At 61.2% G+C, this 25,463-nt stretch carries 23 protein-coding genes; 11 read left to right on the forward strand and 12 right to left on the reverse strand.

Going from position 1 to position 25,463, the window contains the following annotated elements; all coding sequences use genetic code 11:
• Nucleotides 1–110 precede the first annotated feature (110 nt).
• The 7 genes from KL786_RS13230 to KL786_RS13260 form a co-directional block, all read right to left on the reverse strand.
• Nucleotides 111–290, reverse strand: a complete 180-nt coding sequence (locus tag KL786_RS13230; protein WP_215517891.1) for a hypothetical protein — start codon at nt 288–290, stop codon at nt 111–113.
• Complete coding sequence (locus KL786_RS13235; protein ID WP_215517892.1) at nt 287–1,390, reverse strand: PepSY-associated TM helix domain-containing protein; 1,104 nt, start codon at nt 1,388–1,390, stop codon at nt 287–289. Before KL786_RS13235 ends, KL786_RS13230 begins: the two co-directional genes overlap by 4 nt.
• 64 nt (nt 1,391–1,454) lie before the next feature.
• Nucleotides 1,455–3,893: a TonB-dependent siderophore receptor gene (locus tag KL786_RS13240; protein ID WP_215517893.1), complete on the reverse strand. Its 2,439-nt coding sequence runs from the start codon at nt 3,891–3,893 to the stop codon at nt 1,455–1,457.
• 110 nt (nt 3,894–4,003) lie between these two features.
• Nucleotides 4,004–4,999, reverse strand: a complete 996-nt coding sequence (locus KL786_RS13245) for a FecR domain-containing protein (RefSeq protein WP_215517894.1) — start codon at nt 4,997–4,999, stop codon at nt 4,004–4,006.
• Nucleotides 4,996–5,514 carry an RNA polymerase sigma factor gene (locus KL786_RS13250; protein ID WP_215517895.1) on the reverse strand — a complete coding sequence of 173 codons (519 nt, stop codon included), beginning with the start codon at nt 5,512–5,514 and terminating at the stop codon, nt 4,996–4,998. The genes KL786_RS13245 and KL786_RS13250 overlap by 4 nt, the downstream gene beginning before the upstream one ends.
• A gap of 128 nt (nt 5,515–5,642) precedes the next feature.
• Nucleotides 5,643–6,350, reverse strand: coding sequence for a 3'-5' exonuclease (locus KL786_RS13255; RefSeq protein ID WP_215517896.1), 708 nt, complete (start codon nt 6,348–6,350; stop codon nt 5,643–5,645).
• A complete protein-coding gene (locus KL786_RS13260; RefSeq protein ID WP_353844664.1) occupies nt 6,347–8,269 on the reverse strand; it encodes a putative nucleotidyltransferase substrate binding domain-containing protein in 1,923 nt (640 codons plus the stop codon). The genes KL786_RS13255 and KL786_RS13260 overlap by 4 nt, the downstream gene beginning before the upstream one ends.
• 246 nt (nt 8,270–8,515) lie before the next feature.
• Between KL786_RS13260 and KL786_RS13265 the strand changes: the two genes are divergently transcribed.
• Together KL786_RS13265 and KL786_RS13270 are read left to right on the forward strand one after the other, a co-directional pair.
• Nucleotides 8,516–8,962: a response regulator gene (locus KL786_RS13265; RefSeq protein ID WP_215517898.1), complete on the forward strand. Its 447-nt coding sequence runs from the start codon at nt 8,516–8,518 to the stop codon at nt 8,960–8,962.
• Between the two features lie 129 nt (nt 8,963–9,091).
• On the forward strand, nt 9,092–9,493 hold the full coding sequence (locus tag KL786_RS13270) for a hypothetical protein (protein ID WP_215517899.1): 402 nt from the start codon (nt 9,092–9,094) through the stop codon (nt 9,491–9,493).
• 59 nt (nt 9,494–9,552) lie between these two features.
• Here KL786_RS13270 and KL786_RS13275 read toward each other — a convergent pair whose 3' ends face one another.
• A complete protein-coding gene (locus KL786_RS13275; RefSeq protein ID WP_215517900.1) occupies nt 9,553–11,730 on the reverse strand; it encodes a malate synthase G in 2,178 nt (725 codons plus the stop codon).
• A gap of 520 nt (nt 11,731–12,250) precedes the next feature.
• On the opposite strand from KL786_RS13275, the gene KL786_RS13280 reads away from it, so the two are divergent.
• The gene (locus tag KL786_RS13280) at nt 12,251–12,769 is read left to right on the forward strand and encodes a glycine cleavage system transcriptional repressor (protein ID WP_154843552.1); all 519 of its coding nucleotides are present in this window, start codon (nt 12,251–12,253) and stop codon (nt 12,767–12,769) included.
• 222 nt (nt 12,770–12,991) lie between these two features.
• Here KL786_RS13280 and rarD read toward each other — a convergent pair whose 3' ends face one another.
• The 4 genes from rarD to KL786_RS13300 form a co-directional block, all read right to left on the reverse strand.
• The gene (gene rarD, locus KL786_RS13285; RefSeq protein ID WP_215517901.1) at nt 12,992–13,876 is read right to left on the reverse strand and encodes an EamA family transporter RarD; all 885 of its coding nucleotides are present in this window, start codon (nt 13,874–13,876) and stop codon (nt 12,992–12,994) included.
• A gap of 206 nt (nt 13,877–14,082) precedes the next feature.
• Nucleotides 14,083–15,057, reverse strand: a complete 975-nt coding sequence (locus KL786_RS13290; RefSeq protein ID WP_032858595.1) for a serine/threonine protein kinase — start codon at nt 15,055–15,057, stop codon at nt 14,083–14,085.
• A gap of 160 nt (nt 15,058–15,217) precedes the next feature.
• Nucleotides 15,218–15,982 carry a TOBE domain-containing protein gene (locus KL786_RS13295; protein ID WP_215517902.1) on the reverse strand — a complete coding sequence of 255 codons (765 nt, stop codon included), beginning with the start codon at nt 15,980–15,982 and terminating at the stop codon, nt 15,218–15,220.
• Between the two features lie 65 nt (nt 15,983–16,047).
• On the reverse strand, nt 16,048–16,785 hold the full coding sequence (locus KL786_RS13300) for a ComFC family protein (protein ID WP_215517903.1): 738 nt from the start codon (nt 16,783–16,785) through the stop codon (nt 16,048–16,050).
• A gap of 91 nt (nt 16,786–16,876) precedes the next feature.
• Here KL786_RS13300 and bioB point away from each other — a divergent pair, with 91 nt between their 5' ends.
• The 8 genes from bioB (at nt 16,877) to KL786_RS13340 (ending at nt 25,442) form a co-directional block, all read left to right on the forward strand.
• Nucleotides 16,877–17,932, forward strand: a complete 1,056-nt coding sequence (bioB, locus tag KL786_RS13305) for a biotin synthase BioB (protein ID WP_215517904.1) — start codon at nt 16,877–16,879, stop codon at nt 17,930–17,932.
• A 144-nt stretch (nt 17,933–18,076) separates the two neighbouring features.
• Complete coding sequence (gene bioF / locus KL786_RS13310; RefSeq protein ID WP_215517905.1) at nt 18,077–19,255, forward strand: 8-amino-7-oxononanoate synthase; 1,179 nt, start codon at nt 18,077–18,079, stop codon at nt 19,253–19,255.
• Nucleotides 19,248–19,979, forward strand: a complete 732-nt coding sequence (locus KL786_RS13315; RefSeq protein WP_215517906.1) for an alpha/beta fold hydrolase — start codon at nt 19,248–19,250, stop codon at nt 19,977–19,979. The genes bioF and KL786_RS13315 overlap by 8 nt, the downstream gene beginning before the upstream one ends.
• Nucleotides 19,972–20,784 (forward strand): malonyl-ACP O-methyltransferase BioC, encoded by an 813-nt coding sequence (gene bioC / locus KL786_RS13320; protein ID WP_215517907.1) that lies wholly within the window; start codon nt 19,972–19,974, stop codon nt 20,782–20,784. Before KL786_RS13315 ends, bioC begins: the two co-directional genes overlap by 8 nt.
• A complete protein-coding gene (gene bioD / locus KL786_RS13325; protein WP_032858585.1) occupies nt 20,781–21,461 on the forward strand; it encodes a dethiobiotin synthase in 681 nt (226 codons plus the stop codon). Before bioC ends, bioD begins: the two co-directional genes overlap by 4 nt.
• 107 nt (nt 21,462–21,568) lie before the next feature.
• Entirely contained in the window at nt 21,569–21,850 is a 282-nt protein-coding gene (locus KL786_RS13330; RefSeq protein ID WP_029296904.1) for a hypothetical protein, read from the forward strand.
• 286 nt (nt 21,851–22,136) lie between these two features.
• Entirely contained in the window at nt 22,137–23,942 is a 1,806-nt protein-coding gene (locus KL786_RS13335) for a phenylacyl-CoA dehydrogenase (RefSeq protein WP_029296902.1), read from the forward strand.
• Between the two features lie 207 nt (nt 23,943–24,149).
• Nucleotides 24,150–25,442: a GGDEF domain-containing protein gene (locus tag KL786_RS13340; RefSeq protein WP_215517908.1), complete on the forward strand. Its 1,293-nt coding sequence runs from the start codon at nt 24,150–24,152 to the stop codon at nt 25,440–25,442.
• The last annotated feature ends 21 nt before the right edge of the window (nt 25,443–25,463 follow it).

Raw genomic sequence — 25,463 nt, forward strand, 5'->3', positions numbered from 1 at the left:
TCATGTGAACACCCCAAGAAATTGGATTGGTGTCCAACTTCTTGGGGGCAGTCCATTTGACGGTGTTCACAGATCAGAATGTGGGGGCGGGCTTGCTCGCGATAGCGGCCTCAAGGCCGCCGCATCAAACCCCAGACGCCGATTACCGCCGGTATCCCCAACCCCAGCCAGCTAAGGGAGTCCCAAACCCCATCCCCCAACAGCGCCGCAAACAACCCCGCGGCACTGAGCAAGCCGATCCCCAGCGGCATCCCAAACACCTTCCAGAAGTTCGACTGCCGCGGCCTCATGGTTTGGCCGCCTTGCGCCGCACCAGCCACAGATACACACCGCTGCCCAACACGATGATGGTCAGCACATCCATCACCGCCCAGAGGATTTTCATCGGCATGCCGCCGTAGTCGCCAAAGTGCAGGGGCTGGGACATGCCCATGGCGTCCATGTACCACGGCCGCCCGGCCACGGCGGTGACGCTCAGGTCGCTGGCGTCGATCAGCACCGGCGTCAGCAGGTGCGAGGTCAGGTGCGTGCTGCCTTTCATGAATACGGCGTAATGGTGCTCGCTGGAAAACCGCGTGCCGGGGAACGCGATAAAGTCTGGCGTCATGCCGGGTGCGACCTGTTCGGCGATCTTCAGCAGGTCGGTAGCCGGCGCACGCAGGGTCAGCGGCGGCGCGTTCTTATAGGGTTCGATCATCGCGGTGAGGCTGTCATTGCGCCAGGCGGCGATGATCAGGTCGGCACAGGCGCTGATCACCCCGGTGACGCCCACCACCAGCGCCCAGGTCAGGGTGACGACGCCGATCAGGTTATGCAGGTCGAGCCAGCGCAGGCGTGTGGACTTGTCCTGGCGCACGGTGGCGAACTTCAAACGGCGCATGAACGGCAGGTAGAGCACCGTGCCGGAGATGATCGCGACCACAAACAGTATGCCCATGAACGCCAGCAGCAACTTGCCCGGCAACCCGGCGAACATATCCACATGCAGGCGCAGCAGGAACATCGTCAGCCCGCCATTGGCCGAGGGCATCTCCACACTGTCCCCGGTTCGGGCGTCGAGCATGAAAGTGTGGGACGCGTTCGGCTCGGTGCCGGCGGTGGCCGCCATGATCGCGATCACGCCGTTCTTGTCGTCTTCATCCCAGGCCAGGTACTGCATGGCTTCGCCGGGGCGATGGGCCTGGGCCTTGGCCACCAGTTGCTCAAGGTTGAGCTGCGGGGTATCGGCTGGCATCTGCTGGAGCTCGGGCTCGTTGCCCAGCAGGTGATCGATCTCGTGGTGAAAGATCAACGGCAGGCCGGTCAGCGCCAGCATCAGCAGGAACACGGTGCAGATCAGGCTGGTCCAGGTGTGGATGAAGGACCAGCGGCGGATGGTTGTGCTTTTCATCACGGCTCCAAAAGGCAAAAGGGCCGCAATTGGGGCGGCCCTTCATCTGCGGTTTTTAACCGTCTTAGAATTTGTAGTTCACGCTGGCGACGACGTTACGCTGGTCGCCGTAGTAGCAGTAGAAACCATCACAGGTGGCTAGGTAGTCCTTGTTGAAGATGTTCTTGGCATCGACCGCCACGGTGACTCCTTTCAGGGTGCTGCTTACGCGGCCAAGATCGTAGTGGGCCGAGGCGTCGTACACCGTGTAGGAGCCTACATGGCCCCAGTCGGTGTTGGCAGCATTGCCGTAGGTGTCGCCGACATAGCGCACGCCCGCACCAACGCCAAAGCCATCCAGTGGGCCGCTATGCCAGGTGTAGTCGGCCCAGGCGGTGGCCTGGTTGCGAGGTACCTGATTCATGCGGTTGCCTTTTTCTTCGGCAGTGCCCTTGGTGATTTCGCTGTCGTTATAGGTGTACGAACCCACGAGCTTGAGGCTTTCGGTAACGTCAGCACTGGCTTCCAACTCCAGGCCACGCACTCGTACCTCGCCCACTTGGCGAGTAATGCCGCCTTCTGTCACCGAGGTGTTGGTCTGAGTCAGATCGAACACAGCGGCGGTCAGCAACGCCTTGGTGCCAGGTGGTTGGTACTTGATACCGGCTTCGTATTGCTTGCCCTCGGTAGGCTTGAATGCACCTGTGCTGAGCACTTGCGTACCGGAGCCTGCCTGGAATGATTCGGCGTAGGACAGGTAGGGAGTGATGCCATTGTCGAACACATAGCTGAGCGCCGCGTTACCGCTGAAGTTCTTGTCGCGCTGGGTGTTGGTGGCGTCGTTCTGATTGTGGAAGGTAGTCCCGGTGTGTACCCAGTCCTCACGCCCGCCAAGCGTCAGGCGCCAGTTGTCGAGGGCCATCTGGTCCTGGATGTAGAGGCCGGTCTGCTGAGTTTTCTGAGTGTAGTCATACATGGTGAAGTATTGGACTTTGGAGAAGTCCTGGCCGTACACCGGTCGATTGAAGTTGATGGTAGGAACACCGGCAGAACCCCACAACCAACGAGCATCGGCATCAGAGCGCTGGTGGTCCAGGCCCAGCAGCAAGGTATGGCTTACAGCCCCCGTCTGGAAGTCGGCCTGGAAGTTGTTGTCGACGGCAAACTGCCCGATGTTTTCATCGACTTTGCCGGCTGAGCGGCTCACATTGCCATCGGCGTCTACAGCCAACTCTGGCCCGTTTGGCCAAAAACTCCCACCTGCAGTAATGCCTTGGAATGACAGGTCATTTTTGGTGTAGCGCAGGTTTTGACGGAACTGCCAGGTATCGTTCAGACGAGTTTCAAACGCATAACCGAGCGCGTAGTAAGTACGGTCGTAGAATTCCCAGTCAGGATCACCCAGATTTTTGTGGTGGGAAATTTTGCCAGCCGGCGAAGACAACTTGGTGCCTTGCAGCGGCAAGAACTGGCCAGTGATCCCGGTGTCGTCGCGGGTGAACTGCGAGAGCAGGGTCAGCTTGGTATCGTCGTTGATGTTCCAAGTCAGGCTGGGCGCGACGTTGTAGCGTTTGTCGGGGATGTGATCGACCGCAGTATCGCTGTCACGCACTACGCCACCAATGCGGTAAAGAAATTGACCTTCGTCATCGATTTTTCCGGTGCTGTCGAAGCTGATCTGCTTGTGATTATTGGTGCCGGTCTGTACCTCGACCTCGTTACTGCTTTCAGCTTGTGGACGACGGCTGACCATATCCAGCAAGCCGCCGGGAGGCGTCTGGCCGTAGACAGACGAAGCCGGACCGCGCAGTACGGCGATACGCTCCAGGCTCCAAGTATCGATTTTTGGCGTGGCATAGTTGCCCTTTGGCAAAGGCAGGCCATCGAGGAATTGGGTCGGTACAAAACCGCGCACCAGCAACCAATCGCTGCGCGAGTCAGAACCATAGCCGCTGCTCTGCACCCCTGCGGTATAGCGCAGGGCATCATTGAGGTTGAGAACAGAGCGGTCTTCCATTTGTTTACGGGTGATTACCGTCACGGAACGCGGTAATTCCGCAATTGGTGTATCAGTCTTGCTCCCCGCCGCCGTACGCGTAGCCACATACCCCTCAACCGGCCCCCAGGCGCTTTCATAATTGCCCTGGCCAATGATGCTGGTCTCTGGCAGTGCAACCACACCCTCCGGGACCGGTACCAGGCTGAACGTGCCGGCGCTGCTCTGCTCCAACTGCAGACCACTGCCGCGCAAGGCTTCACGCAGGGCGCCCTGGGCGTCGAACTGGCCCTTGATCGGGGCCGAGGTCTTGCCCGCTGCCAGCGCGGGGTTGAGGGTCAGGGCCAGGCCGGCCTGGCTGGCGATCTGGTTCAGGGTACTGGCCAGGGGGGCGGCCGGCAGGTTATAGGCACGTACGCTAGACGCCTGTTCGGCAGCGATCAGCGCAGTGCTGGCCAGCGGGGCGCTGAGGGCAATGGCCACGGCTAACAGGCTGGGGCGCAACAAGGTGTCTAGCGTGCGGGACATAGGGCGGCTCCTGAATGGAAATATTTCTCAATTGCCTGTGTGCCGAGCGAGAATCAAAAAGTGATAGGGCTGGGGGGAAATATTTTTTTGTCCGGGGAAATGGGGGGCTTTCAGGGCCCTATCGCAGGCACTACCGTCACCCACCACGGCGTACGCTGCTGGATCTGCACCGGCAAGGTCGGCAGCAGCGCATTCAAGGCCAGGTCGGTGTCCTGCAGCGGAAAGCTGCCGGTGATGCGCAGGTCGGCCACGTTTTTATCCACACCCAGGTAGCCGCTGCGGTAGCGGCCGAGTTCCTCGACCACATCCCCCAGCCGCGCGTTGTCGACCACCAGCATGCCGCGGGTCCAGGCATCGGAGCCGGGTGTGACCGTCAGCAGCGGGCCGAGGCCGTCATGGCGCATCAGGACCTGCTGGCCTTCCTTGAACACCTGTTCTTGATGCAGCGCCTCAGGCTGCGCTGCCACGGCCGACTGCAAAACGCTGAGCCGCGTACCGTCGTCCTCGCGTTTGACGATAAACCGCGTGCCCAGGGCGCGCAGGCTGCCGTCGCGGGTCTCGACGACAAAGGGGCGGGCATCGTTGTGACCGGTCTCGACGAGGATCTCGCCGTCCTGCAGCACAATCACCCGGCGCTTTTCGTCAAAGCGCACGTCAATGGCGCTGTGGGTGTTGAGGTTGATCAGGGTGCCATCCGCCAGTTTCAGCGTGCGTTGTTCGCCGGTGGCGGTGCGTTGTTCGCCGGTGGCGGTGCGTTGGTCGGCCAGCCAATAGTTGATGGGCACGTAGCGCTGGCCGGCGAACAGCGCCAGGCCGCAGACCAGCACCACACTGGCCAGGCCGCTGCCGAGCTTGCGCACCCGCCGCCGGATACTTTCACGCGATTGCAGCAGCGCCGCCCGCGCCGGGCCGCTGGCCATGCTGAAGCGCTGATCGAGCATGCCCAGTTGGCGCCAGGCGCGGGCATGTTCTTCGTTGCTGGCCAACCATTTATTGAGTTCTTCATGCTCCACGGCGCTGCCATCCCCGCCATCCAGGGACAGTTGCCAGGCAATCGCGGCATCCAGCACTCGTGCAGAAACCGGTTTGGAACTGATCTGATTCACAGTGGCTCGCCATACAGTGCGATGTAGCACTGGCGAATCCCCTGGGCCAGGTACTGCCGCACCCGTGGCACGGAAACCCCCAGGCGCTGGGCGATTTCGGCGTGGCCCAGGCCATCCAGGCGGTTGTAGAGGAAGGCGGCGCGAGCCTTGCTGGAGAGCTTGCCCAGCAGACGGTCGATGGCCTTGAGGTCTTCGAGGATCAGGTGCTGTTCTTCCGGGGACGGGTGTTCGCTTTCCGGGATCAGCATCAGTTCGGTGAGGTAGGCCTGTTCCAGCGCGGCGCGGCGGAAATAGTCAAACAGCAGGCCCTTGGCGACGGCCACCAGGAACGCCCGCGGTTCACGGGGCACGCGCAGTTCTTCACGGCCCAGCAGGCGCATGAAGGTGTCCTGGCTCAGGTCTTCGGCCCGACTGGGGCAGGCCACGTTGCGCCGCAGCCATGCCAGCAGCCAGCCGCGATGGTCACGGTACAACGTGCCAACAAGCTCACGGTGGGGACTTTGGGCTGACGACAAGGCATCACCAATCGAGAAGTTTAAACTAACGAGAATTATTCGCGATTGTGGCAGAGGCGCGGAATGGGCGCAATTGGCGTTGGTCGGATGATGGCACCACAACCCATTGCAGGAGCCGGTTGCGGTGTTTAGAAGGACGGGGCTTGCTTGCGACGTTTCCACTGGCTTAGGCGCTGCTGCAACGCTGCGGGGCTGTCCAGCCCTTGCTGGCGGGCGCGGCTGAACAGAATCAACATCAACTCAGCGGTGGCCAGGGCATCGGCGCTGGCGTGATGGCGCTCACCGACCTGCAGGTTGAAGTGGGCGATCCAGTCATCCAGGCCGGCTTCGCGGATATGCGCTTGCGGGCACAGCAGCGGCGCCAGGTCTGCCACGTCGAGGAATGGATGGGCCAGGCGATAACCCAGGCTGTCCTTGAGCGCGCGGCCGAGCATGTGTTGGTCGAACGGTGCATGGAACGCCAACAGTGGGCTGTCGCCGACAAAGGCCATGAAGTCCAGCAACGCCTCGGCGGGGTCGCAACCGGCGGCGATCGCACTGGGGCCGAGGCCGTGGATCAGTACGCTGGGGCTGAGTTTGGTTTGCACCCGTTGCAGGGTGCGCTCGAACTGCTGGGAAAAATCGACGGCACCGTCTTCGATTACCACTGCACCAATCGACAGTACCTGGTCGCGATTGAGGTTCAGGCCGCTGGTTTCCAGGTCCAGGACCACCCAGCGCTGGTCGCGCAGGGTCGTTTCGCCGAGCACTGCGGGCGCTGGCAATTGCTGCAACCGCGCTTGTTGCTGGTCATCAAGCCCCGGCCGGGAAGGGCGCAGCCAACTGAACAGGCTCACAGCTGATACCTCAGGGCCAGGCTGCTTTGCAGGCGCTGGGCCTGGCGCAGGGATTCACGCAGGATGCGCCGGTCCAGGTGGTTGAGGCTGTCGGGATCGACCCGGTTGGAGTACGGCTGGTTCTCGCGGGTCTGCAACTGGTGCTGCTGCATGCGGGTTTGCTGGATAAAGTGGTAGGCCTCTTCGTAGGCTGCGCCATCCAGGCGTTCGATCACCTCTTTGTCCACCAGTTGCTGCAAGCGTTCCAGGGTGTTGTTGACGGCGATCCCATTGGCCAGGGCCAACAGGCGGGCGCCATCGACGAAGGGCGTCAAACCTTGCACCTTGAGGTCGAGGGTGGCCTTGTCCGCGCCTTTGCGCGTCAGCACGAAGTCACGCAAACGCCCCACCGGCGGGCGCTGGCGCAAGGCGTTCTCGGCCATCATCCGTTGGAACAGGCGATTGTCCGCGACCTGCTCAAGCAGGCCCTGGCGCAATTGCTCACAGCCCTGTTCATCACCCCAGACCACCCGCAGGTCGAAGTAGATGCTGGATTTGAGCAGGTTTTCCGGCGTCGCCTCGCGGATAAACGCCGCAAAGCGCCTAGCCCATTCGGCACGGGACAGGCACAGCTCGGGGTTGCCGGCCATGATATTGCCCTTGCACAGGGTAAAGCCGCACAGCGCCAGGCTCTGGTTGATCTGCTGCGCCAGGGGCAACAGCAGGCCGCGAATCTCGGCCGCGTGGGCGGCGTCACGGGCGTCGAACAGGATGCCGTTGTCCTGGTCGGTATGCAGCGTCTGCTCGCGGCGGCCTTCGCTGCCGAAACACAGCCAACTGAATGGCACGCCGGGGTCGCCTTTCTCGGCGAGGGTCAACTCGATCACCCGGCATACCGTGTGATCGTTGAGCATCGTAATAATCTGAGTGATCTGGGTGGACGACGCGCCGTGGGCCAGCATGCGTTCGACCAATTGGCCGATCTCCCCGCGAATCGCCACCAGGTTCTCCACCCGTGGCGCATTGCGGATGGTGCGCGCCAGGTGCACCAGATCGACCCGTTGCAGGGAGAACAGATCGCGCTCGGACACCACGCCGCACAGGCGCCGCTCCTTGACCAGGCACACGTGGGCGATGTGCCGTTCGGTCATGGCAATCGCTGCGTCGAAGGCGCTGTGATCCGGGCTTAGAAAGAACGGCGCCTGGGTCATATGGCGCTCGATGGCCTGAGTGAAGTCGCTGATGCCGTCGGCGACGACATGGCGCAGGTCACGCAGGGTGAAAATCCCCAGGGGCGCCTTGTGTTCATCCACCACCACGATGCTGCCGACCTGTTGCTCATGCATCAATGTGACCGCTTCACGCAGTGGCGTCAGCGGGCTGCACGTCACCGGGTGGCGCATGGCCAACTCGCCCAGGCGGGTATTCAATGAATACTGGGTGCCAAGATTTTCCACGGCTTTTTGCTGGACCTGCTGGTTGACTTGGTCCAACAGGCTGCTGACCCCGCGCAAGGAAAAATCGCGGAACGGCCCGGACAAGGCAAACAGCTTGATAAACGCCGGCTTGTTCAGTTGCAGGCAAAAGGTGTCTTCGCCGGCCTTGTGCTCGGTGCGGGTGGCCCGTTCCCCCAGCAGTGCGGCCAGGGGGAAGCATTCTCCGGTGGTGATTTCGAAGGTGGTTTCGGCCGAGTCCGGGCGCTCGCCAACCACACGCCCCTGCTTGACGATATAGAAGTGCTCCACGGGGCCTGCCGACGGCTTGAGGATGCTCTCGCCGGGGCCGTAGAAGCGCAATTGGCACTGCTCCACCAGAAACGCCAGGTGGGCGTTTTCCATCTGGTTGAAGGGCGGGAACCGTTGCAGGAATTGCAGGGTGCCGTGAATGTTCTGCAACACCGCAGTTTTCCCCGCCTGGGTGAAAGCATCAGCTTTACTCATAACCATGACCGCAGTTTTTTTGTCGTTATCGTGCCTCATGGTCGACCCCCACGCGATGGGTGCCCATTGGACGTAAGTCTAGGTAGCTATAAGGCCTTCGATGACTAAGGAAAAACCTTACATGAATATCGTCCAGACCCGTAGAACGCCCACTAGGAAAACTATCCGACGAAGTGCACATTGTTCGCCCTTCCGGTGATGTCTGACTTCTGTGCTGGGAGATTGAGTTGAACTGCCGAGAAACCTATGCCCGACCAAGATATTTTGAGTGATGCCGAGCGCGAGGCGCTGAGCGCCGTGATGCTGGAGCCTGATCTACCGCCGCAACGGGTGTTGATCGTTGATGACGATAAAGACGCTCGTGAATTACTGGCCGAAATCCTTGGGCTGGACGGCATTCGTTGCATGACGGCGGACAGTGGCGAGGCGGCGTGGCAGCTCCTCAACTCCAGCACGTCCATCGGGTTATTGATCACTGATCTGCGCATGGCTCCCAGCAACGGCCTGGAGTTGATTCGTCAGGTGCGCGAGTCCACCCGGGCGGCGTTGCCGATCATCATCATCTCCGGGGATGCCGAGGCGCCGGATGTGATTGATGCGATGCACTTGAGCGTGGTGGACTTTCTGCTCAAGCCGATTGATAGCGTGAAGTTGGCGAAGATGGTCAAGCGCGAGTTGGGAATGGCGCAGTAGGCGGGGTTGGGCCGTTGGTCGGGACTGTCAGATTTCACAGTATCGGCGTTTTGAGGGGGGCCTGTTTAATCGTTGGGAGAGTGCTGGTGTGGGATCAGCGCCTCTAAATGAAGTGAACAGGAGTTCATCATGAGCACTGGAAGAACACTCCCCAGCAAAGAGCAAGTCGAAAAATATAAAACCTTAGGTTCATCCAATATCAATATTTTTGTAAATGGATCAACTCATTCTTTTCAAGCGACGGGTTACGCTGGGACTCGGGCTTTTGTTTCGCTGGATACATTCGATGAAAATATCTCCATTGATTACGGTGGCGACCTGGGGGAGGGTGAGCACGAGTTGACAGCTCAAGAGTTGACTTTTCGTTATCTCACCCCTGCGGGAAATATTTTCAGTGGTATAACAGATGGAACGCTGAAGGTGGTTGTCTCGGGCAATACTTTTAATGCTACGTTTCAGAATCTAAAAGTACGCGAATTGGATGGCGCGGCTATTGCTCGGTTCAGTGGTCCTTACACGATTAATGTTTGATTACTCAGAGCCCAATAAAAAAGCCCTAGCGTTTGGCTAGGGCTTTTCTCAGCAGTTAATCAAAGACCATTCCTGGCCTTGAACTCCCGACGCCTGCGATGCAACACCGGCTCGGTATAACCATTGGGCTGCTTAGTCCCTTCAATCACCAACTCCACCGCTGCCTGAAACGCGATGTTGCTGTCAAAATCCGGAGCCAACGGACGGTACAGCGCATCCCCGGCATTCTGTCGATCCACCACTGGCGCCATGCGCTTGAGGCTTTCCATGACCTGGGTTTGGCTGACCACGCCATGGCGCAGCCAGTTGGCGATGTGCTGGCTGGAGATACGCAGGGTGGCGCGGTCTTCCATCAGGCCCACATCGTTGATATCCGGCACTTTCGAGCAACCCACGCCCTGGTCGATCCAGCGCACCACGTAGCCGAGGATGCCCTGGGCGTTGTTGTCCAGTTCGTTGCGGATTTCTTCCTCGGACCAGTCGGTATTCTGCGCCAGGGGAATCGTCAGGATGTCGTCCACCGAAGCACGCTCGCGCTTGGCCAGTTCGGCCTGGCGGGCAAACACGTCGACCTTGTGGTAGTGCAGCGCGTGCAGCGCAGCGGCAGTCGGCGACGGTACCCACGCGGTGTTGGCGCCGGCCAGCGGGTGCGCGATTTTCTGCTCCAGCATGGCAGCCATCAGGTCGGGCATCGCCCACATGCCTTTACCGATTTGCGCACGACCTTGCAGGCCGGTGCTCAGACCGATATCGACGTTCCAGTTCTCGTAGGCGCTGATCCATTTCTCGGCCTTCATGGCGGCCTTGCGCACCATCGCGCCGGCTTCCATGGAGGTGTGGATTTCGTCGCCGGTACGGTCGAGGAAGCCGGTGTTGATAAACACCACGCGCTCGCTGGCGGCCTTGATGCAGGCCTTGAGGTTGACCGTAGTGCGGCGCTCCTCGTCCATGATCCCGACCTTGAGGGTGTTGCGCGGCAGGGTCAGTACCTCTTCGATACGGCCAAACAGTTCGTTGGTAAACGCGGCTTCTTCCGGGCCGTGCATCTTCGGCTTGACGATATACACCGAGCCCGTGCGGCTGTTCTTGCGGCTGTTGTTGCCATTGAGGCTATGGACCGCTGCCAGGCTGGTGATCAGGCCGTCGAGGATGCCTTCGGGCACTTCATTGCCCTGGGCGTCGAGGATCGCGTCGATGGTCATCAGGTGGCCAACGTTACGCACGAACAGCAGCGAACGACCATGCAGCGTCACCGCGTTGCCATCGACACCGGTGTAGCTGCGGTCGGCATTCATGGTGCGGGTGAAAGTCTTGCCGCCCTTGGCCACTTCTTCGGCCAGGTCGCCCTTCATCAGGCCGAGCCAGTTACGGTAGATCACCACTTTGTCGTCGGCATCGACGGCGGCGACGGAGTCTTCGCAGTCCATGATGGTGGTCAGCGCGGCTTCCATCAGGATGTCTTTGACGCCGGCCGCGTCGGTCTGGCCGACCGGGGTGCTGGCGTCGATCTGGATTTCGAAATGCAAGCCGTGGTTTTTCAGGAGGATCGCGATTGGCTGGGCCGCATCGCCCTGGTAGCCGATCAGTTGCGCATCGTCGCGCAGGCCGCTGTTGCTGCCGCCCTTGAGGCTGACAATCAGCTTGCCATCGACAATCTTGTAGCCGGTGGAGTCAACGTGGCTGCCGGCGGTAAGCGGTGCGGCTTCGTCGAGGAAGGCGCGGGCGAAGGCGATGACCTTGTCGCCACGCACCTTGTTGTAGCCCGGGCCTTTCTCGGCGCCGTCGGCTTCGCTGATGGCGTCGGTGCCATACAGCGCGTCGTACAGCGAGCCCCAGCGGGCATTGGAGGCGTTGAGGGCGAACCGCGCATTCATCACCGGCACCACCAACTGAGGGCCGGCCATGCGGGCGATTTCGTCATCGACGTTTTGTGTGGTCGCCTGGAAGTCCGCCGCTTCTGGCAGCAGGTAGCCAATATCTTGCAGGAAGGCCTTGTAGGCCACCGCGTCATGGGCCTGGCCGGCGTGGGTCTGGTGCCAGGCATCGATTCGCGCTTGGAAATCGTCGCGTTTGGCGAGTAGGGCTTTGTTCTTCGGTGCCAGGTCGTGGATGACCTTGTCGGCACCGGCCCAGAACTGGTCGGCGGTCAGGCCGGTACCGGGAATGGCTTCGTTGTTCACGAAGTCGAACAGGACTTTGGCGACCTGCAGGCCACCGACTTGAACGTGTTCAGTCATTGCTTGCCTCACTCTGCGGAGCTAATTCGCTTTTCAGCTTTTCAATTTACCAATGAAGCCTTCGGCCATTTAAACCACAAACCCAAGGCACCAGTACATGCCATCAACGGCGGCTGGGTGGTTCCAATCAACGGCGCAAGGCTTGCTGACGGGGTGTTCGGGGTTACGACGGCGCCTGGGCAGACATCGACCTAACGTTATGTAGTGCGCGCCGAGGCATACTACATGATGAGTTGCGGTTGTGAAAATTAGACTAAATACGTCGTTTAGCGACCCACTTTGGTTGTACGGTCACAGCGGGGTATGGGATGTTCTCAAAAAACCAATAGATTGTTCCAGATAAATATAAAAATGGTACACGATTTGTTTTTCGCTTAGCCAAATCCCCTGTAGGAGCGAGCTTGCTCGCGAAAAACTCAAGTGCGCCGCGTACATCCAGGATGCCCGCGTCATCGCGAGCAAGCTCGCTCCTACAGGCAGATGCCTATAATCGAGTATTCATCACCAGAGGACTGTTGCCATGGACCATCTCGTACTCACCGTCATCGCCGCCGACAAACCCGGTGTGGTCGAACGTGTTGCCCACTGCATTGCCGAACGCGGTGGCAACTGGCTGGAAAGCCGCATGGCCCATATGGCCGGGCAATTTGCCGGGATCCTGCGGGTCAGTGTGCCGATGGAAAACCGCAGCGAATTGGTCAGCGCCCTGGAGGACCTGTCTACCCATGGCATTCGGGTGCTGGTGGGTGAGAGCAGCGGCGGGCAGGCGAGCGCGAGCAAGCCGATCCTGATGACCCTGGTGGGCAATGATCGGCCAGGCATCGTGCGCGAAATCACCGCGCTGTTGAGCAAGCAAGGAGTCAACCTGGAGCGCCTGAGCACCGACGTGCGTCCGGCGCCAATGAGCAGCGACCCGTTGTTTCACGCCGAAGCTGCACTGGCAGTGCCAGCCACCCTGGCATTGGATGAGTTGCAGGCGGCCCTGGAAACCCTGGCCGACGATTTGATGGTGGAATTGCAACTGCGCAGCGAGGAATAACCGTCCACAGGGTTGTTCATGGAAATCTTGCATGGGCCTGTGGATAAGCTGTAGAGACCCGGCCCCAGGCCACGCCGGCCGGGGCTCTCCGTGTATTGAGCAAAAAACGAGCAATTTCAACGGCTTGTGCACAAACGCCGGGGATCAGGCTGTGGATAACCTTGGGGTGAAACCCTGCAAGCCACGCCGGCTGTGGCATGCAGGGGTTTGTACGTTATTTGATCAGCGTTTGCGCAGGCTCAGCCATGCATCAACGCTGTAGACCGCCAGCCCAGCCCAGATAAACACGAACGCCACCAGGCTGGCGGGGGTCATGTGTTCGCCGAACAGCAGCACGGCTTGCAGCAGCACCAGGGTCGGTGCCAGGTACTGCAGGAATCCCAGGGTGGTGTACGGCAAATGCCGCGCCGCCGCGTTGAAGCAGACCAGCGGGATCAAGGTCACCGGGCCCGCCGCCACCAGCCACCAGGCCTCGGAGGTGCTCCAGAACGCCATATTCGCGCTGTGGGCTGTCGGGTTGAGCAGCAGCCACGCCAAGGCAATCGGCACCAGCATCCAGGTTTCCACCACCAACCCTGGCAGCGCCTTGACCGGCGCCTGCTTGCGGATCAAGCCATAGAAGCCAAAGGTCAGCGCCAGCACCAGTGACACCCACGGCAAGCTGCCGACCTGCCACACTTGTTGTGCCACGCCCACGGCGGCCAGCCCGACGGCCACCCATTGCAGGCGGCGCAGGCGTTCACCGAGCAGCAGCATGCCCAGCAGCACGTTGACCAGCGGGTTGATGTAGTAACCCAGGCTGGCTTCGAGCATGCGCCCACTGTTGACCGACCACACATAGGTCAGCCAGTTGCCCGCGATCAACGAGCCGCTCAGCGCCAGGATTGCCAGGCGCTTGGGGTTGTCCCGCAGTTCACGCCACCAGCCGGGGTGTTTCCAGACCAGCAACAGCAAACCGCCGAACAGCGCCGACCACAGCACGCGGTGGACGATGATTTCGGCAGCCGGCACGCTGGCGATGGCTTTGAAGTAGAGCGGGAACAGGCCCCAGATGACGTAGGCACTCAGGCCCAGGATGTACCCGCGACGCGGGTTGGCGGCTTGCATGCAGAATCCTTGCTTAGGCAGCTAACAATGCCGTGATTGTAAGGAAAATTGTCCGTCGATGGGTTGGCTTTTTGTAGGAGCGAGCTTGCTCGCGAAAAACCTGAGGGCAGCGCTGGGTGTCAGGTTTCCCGCGTTATCGTTAACGACCTTCATCGGAACGCCGCCGGAGACAAGCTCGCTCCTACATGCTGAGCGCGCGTGATTTCCTAGAACAGTTTCAGGGGTTCTTCGTTAAGCGCCGACAATTGCTCGCGCAGCGCCAGCACCTGGTCGCCCCAGTACCGCTCGCTGCCAAACCACGGGAAGCTATGAGGGAACGCCGGGTCATCCCAGCGCCGTGCCAGCCACGCGCTGTAGTGCATCAGGCGCAAGGCACGCAGGGGTTCGATCAGCGCCAGCTCGCGAGGATCGAAATCGTGGAATTCCTGGTAGCCGTCCATCAATTCCGACAGTTGCCCCAGGCATTCCTGGCGATCACCGGCGAGCATCATCCACAAATCCTGCACCGCCGGGCCCATGCGGCAGTCGTCGAGGTCGACGATATGGAACATCTCGTCGCGGCACATCATGTTGCCGGGGTGGCAGTCGCCGTGCATGCGGATGTTCTTGTGCGGCGTGGCGCTGTACACGTCTTCCACGCGCTTGAGCAGGTCGCGGGCCACGGACTCGTAGGCGGGCAACAGGCTCTTGGGAATGAAATTGCCTTCGAGCAGGGTGTTCAGGGAGTCATGGCCGAAGTTCTTCACGCCCAGGGCTTCGCGGTGCTCGAAGGGACGGGTGGCACCGACCGCATGCAAGCGTCCGAGCAACTGCCCGAGGCGGTACAACTGATCAAGATTGCCCGGTTCCGGCGCCCGGCCACCACGGCGGGGGAACAGGGTGAAACGAAAACCCGCGTGTTCGAACAGGCTTTCGCCGTTATGGATCATCGGGGCCACGACCGGCACTTCGCACTCGGCCAGTTCGAAGGTGAAGCGGTGTTCTTCGAGGATCGCCTCGTTGGTCCAGCGCTGGGGCCGGTAGAACTTGGCGATCAGCGGTTCGCTGTCTTCGATGCCGACCTGATAGACGCGGTTTTCGTAGCTGTTGAGCGCCAATACGCGGGCGTCGCTGAGGAAGCCGATGCTTTCGACAGCGTCGAGAACCAGGTCGGGGGTCAATGTTTCAAACGGGTGGGCCATGCGAACTCCTGCGCGCAGCAGGTCGCCGCGTCCGGCCGGGTATGGTAGCGCACCGGGCTGGAGATAGGTGGTGTGTGTACTATCGCCTTCGCGAGCAAGCCCGCTCCCACAATGTTTCTGTGTACACCGGTCAAATGTGGGAGGAGGCCCTAAGGCGCACCTAAACCGGCGTGCCCAACAGCACATTGCTCGGCGCAAACTGCACCTGAACCAGCGTACCTTCACCCGCCCCCAGCGCCTTGATCTGCTCGGGCGCCGCCAGTGCACACAGCACCAGCCCATTGGGCAAGACAATGCGCACCTCACTGGGGCCATCATCGGCATCAAGAATGGCCTCGACCACGCCGCCCATGCAGTTAAATCCAGGCTCAGGTGCCAGGCCCGCTGCGATCAGCTCCAGCCACCCCGCCTTGATCAAGGCCACCACTTCAGTGCCAATTTCCAGCTCCAGGCGCCGGGTGCTGTCATGGGTGATCTGTGCATCGAGGGTCAGGCCACCGGCCAGTTCCAGGCGCACCCGATCATTGCGGCCATGGCTATCGATGGCGATCACCTGGCCATGCAATTGGTTGCGCGCGCTGGTGCGCAGCATCAGGCGGCCCAGCAGGTTGAAGTCGCTGGCGTCTTCAGCGCCCTCCAGTACCTGGGCTTGCAGGGTTTGCAGGCGCTGATACAGGCGCAACACCCGCTCACCCTCTGCCGAGAGCCGCGCACCGCCACCGCCCTTGCCGCCGACGCTGCGTTCGACCAGGGGTTTTTGCGCCAGGTTGTTCAACTCATCGATGGCATCCCACGCGGCCTTGTAGCTCAAGCCGGCGCTTTTCGCGGCGCGGGTGATGGAGCCCTGTTCGGCGATATGTTGCAGCAAGGCGATGCGCTGCGGGCGACGGACAATATGTTGGCTCAACAGAGACGGTAAAGGCATGGCGAACGGCTGCACACTGGCTTGGAATGCCCAGGACGTTGCGGGCAGGCGTCGCCAGAGTCAAGTCATGTGCCGGGCTTGGGTGTGCGCGCCAGGCAATACACGTCGACCTGGCGCGCGCCGGCGTCCATCAGCAAGCGCGCCAGGCTGTGGGCGGTGGCGCCGGTGGTCAGCACATCATCCACCAGCGCCAGATGTTGGCCCTGGACCCGCGCGCCGGGTGCCAGGGCAAAGGCCTTGAGCAGGTTGCGCTGGCGCTGCTTGGCGTCCAGTTGCTGCTGGGCGATGGTGTCATGGGGGCGTAGCAGCACCTGTTCATCCAGGGGCAGGTCGAGGCCCCTGCTCAGCCAGCGGGCGAGCATGGCGGCCTGGTTGTAACCGCGTTGGCGCAAGCGTTTGGTGGCCATCGGCACCGCCAGCAAGCGCTCGGGCCGTGACAGTTCGCCATTGTCGAAGCGGTGTTGCAGGCATTCTCCCAACAGGCTCGCCAGCAAATGCCCCAGGGGCCATTTGCCCTGGTGCTTGAAGCGGCTGATTAGGCTGTCCACGGGAAAGTGGTAGGTCCACGGCGCCACCACCTGATTGAACGCGGGCGGTGACCGCTGGCATTGGCCGCAGATCAGCCCGCTGGCTGGCAAGGGCAGGGCACACACCTGGCAGCCCTGTGTCAGCCACGGCAGGTCGATTTCGCAGGCGTTGCACAACGTCGCGGCCGAGTCAGTGGCTTCATCACAGATCAAACAGATTTGATTGCTTTTTAACCAGATGTAAACCTTGTGTTTGTAGTCAGGTTGACAGTGCATGAATCTTCCTTAAATATGCCGAGCATCCGTGTCGTGCCTGTGGGTATTGCCCTCCCACAGCGCTTGCCCAAGCATAAACAAGGAATCGCCCATGAGCGCCAGCCTCACTGCCACCTTGCGTCACGACTGGTCTTTGGCCGAAGTCAAAGCCCTGTTCGTCCAGCCGTTCAATGACCTGCTGTTCCAGGCGCAGACCGTGCACCGCGCGCATTTCGATGCCAATCGGGTGCAGGTTTCCACGTTGCTGTCGATCAAGACCGGTGCCTGCCCGGAAGATTGCAAATATTGTCCGCAGTCGGGCCACTACAACACCGGCCTGGAAAAAGAAAAGCTGATGGAAGTGCAGAAAGTCCTCGAAGAGGCGGCACGTGCCAAGGCTATCGGCTCGACCCGCTTCTGCATGGGCGCCGCCTGGAAGCATCCATCGGCCAAAGACATGCCCTATGTGTTGCAGATGGTCAAAGGCGTGAAGGCCATGGGCCTGGAAACCTGCATGACCCTGGGTCGTCTGGACCAGGACCAGACCGAGGCCCTGGCCCAGGCAGGCCTGGACTACTACAACCACAACCTGGATACGTCGCCGGAGTTCTACGGCTCGATCATCACCACCCGCACCTATGGCGAACGCCTGCAAACCCTGGCGTATGTACGTGATTCGGGGATGAAGATCTGCTCGGGCGGCATCCTCGGCATGGGCGAATCCCTGGACGACCGCGCCAACCTGCTGATCCAGTTGGCCAACCTGCCGGAGCATCCGGAATCGGTGCCGATCAACATGCTGGTGAAGGTGGCGGGTACGCCGCTGGAGAATGCCGAGGATATCGATCCGTTCGACTTTATCCGCATGCTCGCCGTGGCGCGCATCTTGATGCCGCAATCCCATGTGCGCCTGTCCGCCGGCCGTGAAGCGATGAACGAGCAGATGCAGGCCCTGGCGTTCTTTGCCGGTGCCAACTCGATTTTCTACGGCGACAAATTGCTGACCACCGCCAACCCGCAGGCGGACAAGGACATGCAGCTGTTCTCACGCCTGGGCATTCTGCCGGAAGCCCGTGAAGAGCACGCCGATGAGGTCCACCAGGCGGCGATTGAGCAGGCGTTGGTCGAGCAGAAAAGCAGCGAGCAGTTCTACAGCGCTGTCGTCTGATTGAAATGCCATCCAAATGTGGGAGCGGGCTTGCCCGCGATGAGGGAGGGTCAGTCAGGGCATTAGCTGACTGACACACCGTAATCGCGAGCAAGTCGCTCCCCCATTTTTGATCGAGTTCAATCCCTTGAATATGAGGCCAGCATGTCTTTCGATCTCGCCGCGCGCCTCGCTGCCCGCCGTACAGAACATCTCTATCGTCAACGCCCGCTGCTGCAAAGTCCCCAGGGCCCGCAGGTGGTGGTGGACGGCCAGCCGTTGTTGGCCTTTTGCAATAACGATTACCTGGGCCTGGCCAATCACCCACAAGTGATTGAAGCCTGGCAGGCTGGTGCCGCCCGTTGGGGCGTCGGTGGAGGCTCCTCGCACTTGGTCGTGGGCCACAGCACGCCACACCATGAGTTGGAGGAGGCGCTGGCCGAGTTCACCGGGCGCCCGCGTGCGCTGTTGTTCACCACCGGTTATATGGCCAACCTCGGTACCGTCACCGCCTTGGTGGGGCAGGGCGATACGGTACTCGAAGACCGTCTCAATCACGCGTCCCTGCTGGATGCGGGTTTGCTGTCTGGTGCGCGGTTCAATCGCTATCTGCACAACGACGCGGTCAGTCTGGCCATGCGCCTGGAAAAGGCCTGCGGCAATACCCTGGTGGTTACCGACGGCGTGTTCAGCATGGACGGTGACCTTGCCGATTTGCCGGCCCTGGCCCGCGAAACACGGGCCAAGGGCGCCTGGCTGATGGTCGATGATGCCCACGGCTTCGGCCCGCTGGGCGCGAAGGGTGGTGGGATCGTCGAACATTTCGGCCTGAGCCAGGAAGATGTGCCGGTATTGGTCGGCACCCTGGGAAAGGCGTTCGGTACCGCGGGGGCGTTTGTTGCCGGCAGCGAGGAACTGATCGAAAGCCTGATCCAGTTTGCCCGCCCCTACATCTACACCACCAGCCAGCCGCCGGCGCTGGCCTGCGCCACCCTCAAAAGCCTGGAGTTGCTGCGCACCGAACACTGGCGGCGTGAGCATTTGAATGCGTTGATCCGCCAATTCCGCCAGGGTGCCGAGCAGATCGGCTTGGCGTTGATGGACAGCTTCACACCGATCCAGCCGATCATGATTGGCGACAGTGCTCGGGCGGTGCGTCTGTCGCAAATGCTGCGCGAGCGCGGGATCATGGTCACGGCAATCCGCCCGCCCACTGTGCCGGCTGGCAGTGCCCGTTTGCGCGTGACCTTGAGTGCCGCCCACAGCGAGGCGCAGGTGCGACTATTGTTAGACGCATTGGACGAGTGTTTGCGCTTGTCAGGCCGGGAGTTCGACCATGCGTGACCGACTGATATTGCTTCCCGGCTGGGGCCTGGGTGTATCGCCACTGGAACCCCTGGCTGCCGCCCTGCGCGGTCTGGACGAGCATCTGCGGGTGGATATCGAGCCGTTGCCAGCGCTCGCCGGCAGCGATCTTGATGAATGGCTCGACGAACTCGACGCCACCTTGCCCGACAACGTCTGGCTGGGCGGCTGGTCCCTGGGCGGGATGCTCGCGTCCGAGTTGGCGGCACGGCGCGGTGAACGCTGCTGCGGCTTGCTGACCTTGGCCAGCAACCCCTGTTTTGTTGCTCATGAGGGCTGGCCCAGCGCAATGCCGGCTGAGACCTTCGATGCGTTCCTGGCCGGCTGCCATGCCGACTCGCAAGTCACCCTCAAACGCTTCGGCTTGCTGTGCGCCAAGGGCACGCAAGACCCACGGGGCATTGCGCGCTTGCTGGTCAGCAGCGCGCCGGCTACCCCGTCCAGCCTGTTGATGACCGGCCTTGAACTGCTCGCACAACTGGACACCCGCGAGGCCTTGCAGGCTTTTCGTGGTCCGCAGTTGCATCTGTTTGCCGGCCTGGACGAGCTGGTGCCCTGTGAGGCGGCAACCGAGTTACTGAAGTTGTTACCTGATGTAGAGGTCGGCCTGATTGAACAAGCCGGCCACGCTTTCCTACTGGATAACCCCCATGGAGTGGCGGGGGCGATCCAGGCTTTCTTGCATGAGTGCGGTGATGACTGATTTGTCCCATCCTCCACTGCCGGGCGCCTTGCCCGACAAGCGCCAGGTCGCGGCGTCGTTTTCCAGGGCGGCGGCCAGTTATGACAGCGTTGCCCAGTTGCAGCGTGACGTCGGCGGCGAGTTGCTCAGGCGCTTGCCGTCGTCGCTACTGCCCGGGCGCTGGCTGGACCTGGGCTGCGGCACCGGGTATTTCAGTCGCGCATTGAATGGGGCGTTTCCCCAGAGCCAGGGCCTGGCGCTGGATATCGCCGAAGGTATGCTCCATCACGCGTGGCCCTTGGGCGGTGCCGAGCATTTTATCGCCGGGGATGCCGAGCGTTTGCCGCTACAGGATGGCCGTTGTGAGTTGATCTTCTCCAGCCTGGCAGTGCAGTGGTGCGCTGACTTCACCGCGGTGCTCAGTGAGGCCCGGCGTGTATTGCAGCCCGGCGGGGTGCTGGCGTTTGCCAGCCTGTGCGTCGGTACGCTGGATGAGCTGCGTGAAAGTTGGCGGGCGGCGGACGGGATGGTGCACGTCAATCGTTTTCGCCCGTTCAGTGCTTATCAACAGCTGTGCGCCGCCAGTGGCTTGCGTGTGGTGAGCCTGGAGCAGTGCCCCCATGTGCTGCATTACCCGGATGTGCGCAGCCTGACCCACGAATTGAAAGCATTGGGGGCGCACAATCTGAACCCGGGGCGCCCCGGTGGCTTGACGGGCCGGGCGCGGATTGTTGCACTGGTGCAGGCCTATGAGCAGTTCCGCCAGGCCCGGGGCCTGCCGGCAACCTATCAAGTCGTGTACGCCGTACTGGAGAAACCATTATGAGCGCTGCCTATTTCATCACTGGCACTGACACCGATGTCGGCAAGACCACCGTCGCTGCCGGCCTGCTGCATGCCGCCCGACAGGCAGGCAAAAGCACCGCCGCCGGCAAGCCTGTGGCTTCTGGGTGCGAAGTGACCAGCCGTGGCTTGCGCAACGCCGATGCCCTGGCCTTGCTGGCCGAGTGCTCGTTGCCGCTGACCTACGCCGAAGTCAATCCACTGGCCTTTGAACCCGCCATTGCGCCGCACCTGGCGGCCCGAGAAGCCGGTGTGGCGCTGACCGTGCAAGCCTTGCTCAAGCCGATGCAACATATCCTCGGCAAGCAAGCAGACTTCACCTTGATCGAAGGCGCAGGCGGCTGGCGCGTGCCGCTGGCCGACCAGGACAACCTGTCAGACCTGGCCAAGGCGCTCAAGCTGCCGGTGATTCTGGTGGTGGGCGTACGCCTGGGTTGCATCAGCCATGCCTTGTTGACCGCCGAAGCCATCGCCCGGGACGGCTTGCCGTTGGCAGGATGGGTGGCCAATATCATCGACCCGAAGACCTCCCGTCTGGAAGAAAACCTCGCCACCTTGGCCGAACGCTTGCCCGCGCCATGCCTGGGCCGGGTGCCGAGGCTCAAGCAGCCCACGGCCGAAGCGGTGGCCGAGTACCTGCAATTGGACTTGCTTGATTAGTTTTTCCTAGCGATAAGGCATTATGCCATTAGTGTTATTGACGGGCCTTTTGCCAGATTGTCTGCTTCAATAAGGATTCACGATTTATTGCAAGGCAGGTTCACGCCATGGAAATCTCTGGAAGCAGTGCGTTTTATTCAGGCCTGAGCACTATTCAGGCCGGGCAAAACCGTGTCGACCAGGCCGCCGGCAAAATCGCCAGTGCCGCCACCAGCCAGCCTTCGGATGCGCAGAATGACCGCTTGCAGGCGGTCAATCGCGGCCAGCCGACCAGCTCCGCAAGCAATATGGTGGAACTGGCTGAAGGCAAGCTCCAAGTGGAGCTGGGCGCGAAAGTCGCCAAGGCTTCCGACGAAATGCTCGGCACGTTGATCGACACCTACGCCTGATCCCCCCGATTCTCCTGTAGGAGCCGGCTTGCCGGCGATAGCGGCGTGCCAGGCACACCGCTATCGCCGGCAAGCCGGCTCCTACATTTATCTCCCGTTGAAATTCTGTGCGGCATCACGCTGCAGGCCTCGTCGCGCCTGGCGTTGACCTGCGTCATGACAAACGGCATCTGCTGGGCGCTTGACAAGGATTGGTCGTAAACGTATGTTTCAAACAACTGTTTGACCGCTACAACAAATCCACGCGGTTGTTCATTCCAGGATTCATCAGCAGAGGTTTATCGCTATGCCTGACTACAAGGCCCCCTTGCGTGATATTCGCTTCGTTCGTGACGAACTGCTCGGCTACGAAGCGCACTATCAGAGTCTGCCGGCTTGCCAGGACGCTACCCCAGACATGGTTGACGCCATTCTCGAAGAAGGCGCCAAGTTTTGTGAGCAAGTGCTGGCCCCGTTGAACCGCGTCGGTGACATCGAAGGGTGCACCTGGAGCGAGTCAGGCGTTAAAACCCCTACTGGTTTCAAAGAAGCCTACAAGCAATTCGTCGAAGGCGGCTGGCCGAGCCTGGCCCACGACGTGGCGCACGGCGGCCAAGGCCTGCCGGAATCCCTGGGCCTGGCTGTCAGCGAGATGGTCGGTGAGGCCAACTGGTCGTGGGGCATGTACCCAGGCCTGTCCCATGGCGCGATGAACACCATTTCCGAGCACGGTACCCCCGAGCAGCAAGACGCCTACCTGACCAAACTGGTCTCGGGCGAGTGGACCGGCACCATGTGCCTGACCGAGCCGCACTGCGGTACCGACCTGGGCATGCTGCGCACCAAGGCCGAACCTCAGGCCGACGGTTCCTACAAAGTCTCCGGGACCAAGATCTTCATCTCGGCCGGTGAACACGACATGGCCGACAACATCGTCCACATCGTACTGGCCCGCCTGCCGGATGCTCCGGCTGGCACCAAGGGTATTTCGCTGTTTATCGTGCCTAAGTTCCTGCCCAACGCCGATGGTTCGGTGGGTGAGCGCAACGCGGTGTCCTGTGGCTCCCTGGAACACAAGATGGGCATCCACGGCAACGCCACCTGCGTGATGAACTTCGACGCGGCCACCGGTTACCTGATCGGCCCGGCGAACAAAGGCCTGAACTGCATGTTCACCTTTATGAACACCGCTCGCCTGGGCACCGCGCTGCAAGGCCTGTCCCACGCCGAAATCGGTTTCCAGGGTGGCCTGAAATATGCGCGTGACCGCCTGCAGATGCGTTCCCTGACTGGCCCGAAAGCGCCGGACAAGGCCGCTGACCCGATCATCGTCCACCCGGACGTGCGTCGTATGCTGCTGACCATGAAAGCCTTCGCCGAAGGCAACCGTGCGATGGTGTACTTCACCGCCAAGCAAGTGGACATCGTCAAGTACGGCACCGACGACGAAGCCAAGAAACAGGCTGATGGCCTGCTGGCGTTCATGACTCCAATCGCCAAGGCGTTCATGACCGAAGTCGGTTTTGAATCCGCCAACCACGGCGTACAGATCTACGGTGGCCACGGCTTCATCGCCGAGTGGGGCATGGAGCAGAACGTTCGCGACAGCCGCATCTCGATGCTGTACGAAGGCACCACCGGCATCCAGGCGCTGGACCTGCTCGGCCGTAAAGTGCTGATGACCCAGGGCGAAGCGCTCAAGGGCTTCACCAAGATCGTGCACAAGTTCTGCCAGGCCAACGAAGGCAACGCAGCGGTCAGCGAGTTCGTCGCACCGCTGGCGGCACTGAACAAGGAATGGGGCGAGTTGACCATGAAGGTCGGCATGGCTGCCATGAAGGACCGTGAAGAAGTCGGTGCCGCCTCCGTGGACTACCTGATGTACTCCGGTTATGCCTGCCTGGCTTACTTCTGGGCCGACATGGCGCGCCTGGCTGCCGAAAAACTGGCTGCCGGCACCAGCGAAGAAGGCTTCTACACCGCCAAGCTGCAGACTGCGCGCTTCTACTTCCAGCGCATCCTGCCGCGTACCCGCACCCACGTAGCAACCATGCTGTCGGGTGCCAACAACCTGATGGACATGAAAGAAGAGAACTTCGACCTGGGCTACTAAGCCCCGGCGGGTTCACTGCCAAGCCGCCGCTCTTTCGGGAGCGGCGGCTTTTTTGTAGGCGGGTGAAAAAACCTGAGTGGCGCGCTCAGGGATTGCGCCTTGCTGCCGTTACAGTGATGGCAATGTGATGCAGGTCACATTGAATGTGCTTAACTGTGAGCAGTGAAGGCACTGTGCCATCTTTTTTTGTGGGTCGGAGCTTTACCCTTGTCGCGCGCGTCTGCTGTACGTTTCAGTCATTTCCTACCATCGTTGCTGTTATTGCTGGCGGGGTTGTCGGCTGCTTACGTCAAGGACCTCAACGTCTTTTTCACCTCCTTGTTCAACGTCCTGCCGACCCTGGTGTTGCTGCTGGGCGGAGCCTATTGCGCGGTGTACCGCAGGCAGCGTGAGCTGTTCCTGATGATTACCGTGTACGTCGCCTACTTCTTGCTGGATACCCAGACGGATTTCTACCGCGACCATGGCCGCGTGCGTGAAGACGCCGCCGTGGTATTCCATCTGGTGTGCCTGCTGTTGCCGATGCTGTTCAGCATCTATGCACTCTGGCAGGAGAAGACTCACCTGTTCCGCGACTTTGTCGCACGCTGCGCGGTGCTGCTTGCCGTAGGCAGCGTGGCCCTGGGCCTGGAGCAGAGTTATCCGGGGCCGTTGCTCAACTGGCTGGCGGAGATTCGCTGGCCGGCGTTGCATGGGGCGTGGATGAGTCTGATCCAACTGTCGTACCCGATGTTCCTGCTGGGTTTTGTCGCACTGGCAGCGCAGTACTGGCGTGAGCCTCGGCCGTTGCATGCCGCGCAGTTGGTGGGGTTGCTGGGGATGTTCTGGATGTTGCCGCAGACTTTTATCCTGCCGTTCACCCTGAACATCATGTGCAGCCAGGTGATGTTGATGATCGCCGCGGGTGTGGCCCATGAGGCCTATCAGATGGCCTTTCGCGATGAACTCACCGGCCTGCCGGGGCGCCGCGCCCTCAACGAACGCATGCAGCGCCTGGGGCGCAACTATGTGCTGGCGATGAGCGACGTCGATCACTTCAAGCGTTTCAACGACACCCACGGCCACGACGTCGGTGACCAAGTGCTGCGGTTGGTGGCCAGCAAGCTGTCGAAAGTCAGTGGCGGTGGCCGGGCCTATCGGTATGGCGGAGAAGAGTTTGCCGTAGTGTTTGCCGGCAAGACCCTGGATGAATGCCTGCCGCACCTGGAAGCAATCCGCGAGATCATCGCCAATTACCACATCAAGTTGCGCAACCAGGACAGCCGCCCCCAGGACGATCACCAGGGGCGTCAGCGCCGTTCGGGTGGCGGTGATTCCAGCGTGTCGGTGACCGTGAGCATCGGCGTCGCCGAGCGCCAGGCCGAGCAACGCACCCCGGAAGAAGTGCTCAAGTCTGCTGACCAGGCGCTGTACAACGCCAAGGGCGCCGGGCGTAACTGCGTGGTGGCCGCCGGCCAGAACCGCCGTGGCGCGGTGCGTATGCAGGGCGCTGCCGGTTGAGTGATGGCGGTGTATTCAGCG

The sequence above is a fragment of the Pseudomonas sp. TAE6080 genome (genome assembly GCF_018732265.1).
GTDB classification, from domain to species: Bacteria; Pseudomonadota; Gammaproteobacteria; order Pseudomonadales; family Pseudomonadaceae; genus Aquipseudomonas; species Aquipseudomonas brenneri.

Bases quoted from the DNA above. Each gene is read 5' to 3' on its own strand.
- KL786_RS13230 (WP_215517891.1), bottom strand. From the start codon at position 290: ATGAGGCCGCGGCAGTCGAACTTCTGGAAGGTGTTTGGGATGCCGCTG.
- KL786_RS13235 (WP_215517892.1), bottom strand. From the start codon at position 1,390: ATGAAAAGCACAACCATCCGCCGCTGGTCCTTCATCCACACCTGGACC.
- KL786_RS13240 (WP_215517893.1), bottom strand. From the start codon at position 3,893: ATGTCCCGCACGCTAGACACCTTGTTGCGCCCCAGCCTGTTAGCCGTG.
- KL786_RS13260 (WP_353844664.1), bottom strand. From the start codon at position 8,269: ATGAGTAAAGCTGATGCTTTCACCCAGGCGGGGAAAACTGCGGTGTTG.
- KL786_RS13265 (WP_215517898.1), top strand. From the start codon at position 8,516: ATGCCCGACCAAGATATTTTGAGTGATGCCGAGCGCGAGGCGCTGAGC.
- KL786_RS13270 (WP_215517899.1), top strand. From the start codon at position 9,092: ATGAGCACTGGAAGAACACTCCCCAGCAAAGAGCAAGTCGAAAAATAT.
- KL786_RS13275 (WP_215517900.1), bottom strand. From the start codon at position 11,730: ATGACTGAACACGTTCAAGTCGGTGGCCTGCAGGTCGCCAAAGTCCTG.
- KL786_RS13280 (WP_154843552.1), top strand. From the start codon at position 12,251: ATGGACCATCTCGTACTCACCGTCATCGCCGCCGACAAACCCGGTGTG.
- rarD (WP_215517901.1), bottom strand. From the start codon at position 13,876: ATGCAAGCCGCCAACCCGCGTCGCGGGTACATCCTGGGCCTGAGTGCC.
- KL786_RS13290 (WP_032858595.1), bottom strand. From the start codon at position 15,057: ATGGCCCACCCGTTTGAAACATTGACCCCCGACCTGGTTCTCGACGCT.
- KL786_RS13295 (WP_215517902.1), bottom strand. From the start codon at position 15,982: ATGCCTTTACCGTCTCTGTTGAGCCAACATATTGTCCGTCGCCCGCAG.
- KL786_RS13300 (WP_215517903.1), bottom strand. From the start codon at position 16,785: ATGCACTGTCAACCTGACTACAAACACAAGGTTTACATCTGGTTAAAA.
- bioB (WP_215517904.1), top strand. From the start codon at position 16,877: ATGAGCGCCAGCCTCACTGCCACCTTGCGTCACGACTGGTCTTTGGCC.
- bioF (WP_215517905.1), top strand. From the start codon at position 18,077: ATGTCTTTCGATCTCGCCGCGCGCCTCGCTGCCCGCCGTACAGAACAT.
- KL786_RS13315 (WP_215517906.1), top strand. From the start codon at position 19,248: ATGCGTGACCGACTGATATTGCTTCCCGGCTGGGGCCTGGGTGTATCG.
- bioC (WP_215517907.1), top strand. From the start codon at position 19,972: ATGACTGATTTGTCCCATCCTCCACTGCCGGGCGCCTTGCCCGACAAG.
- bioD (WP_032858585.1), top strand. From the start codon at position 20,781: ATGAGCGCTGCCTATTTCATCACTGGCACTGACACCGATGTCGGCAAG.
- KL786_RS13330 (WP_029296904.1), top strand. From the start codon at position 21,569: ATGGAAATCTCTGGAAGCAGTGCGTTTTATTCAGGCCTGAGCACTATT.
- KL786_RS13335 (WP_029296902.1), top strand. From the start codon at position 22,137: ATGCCTGACTACAAGGCCCCCTTGCGTGATATTCGCTTCGTTCGTGAC.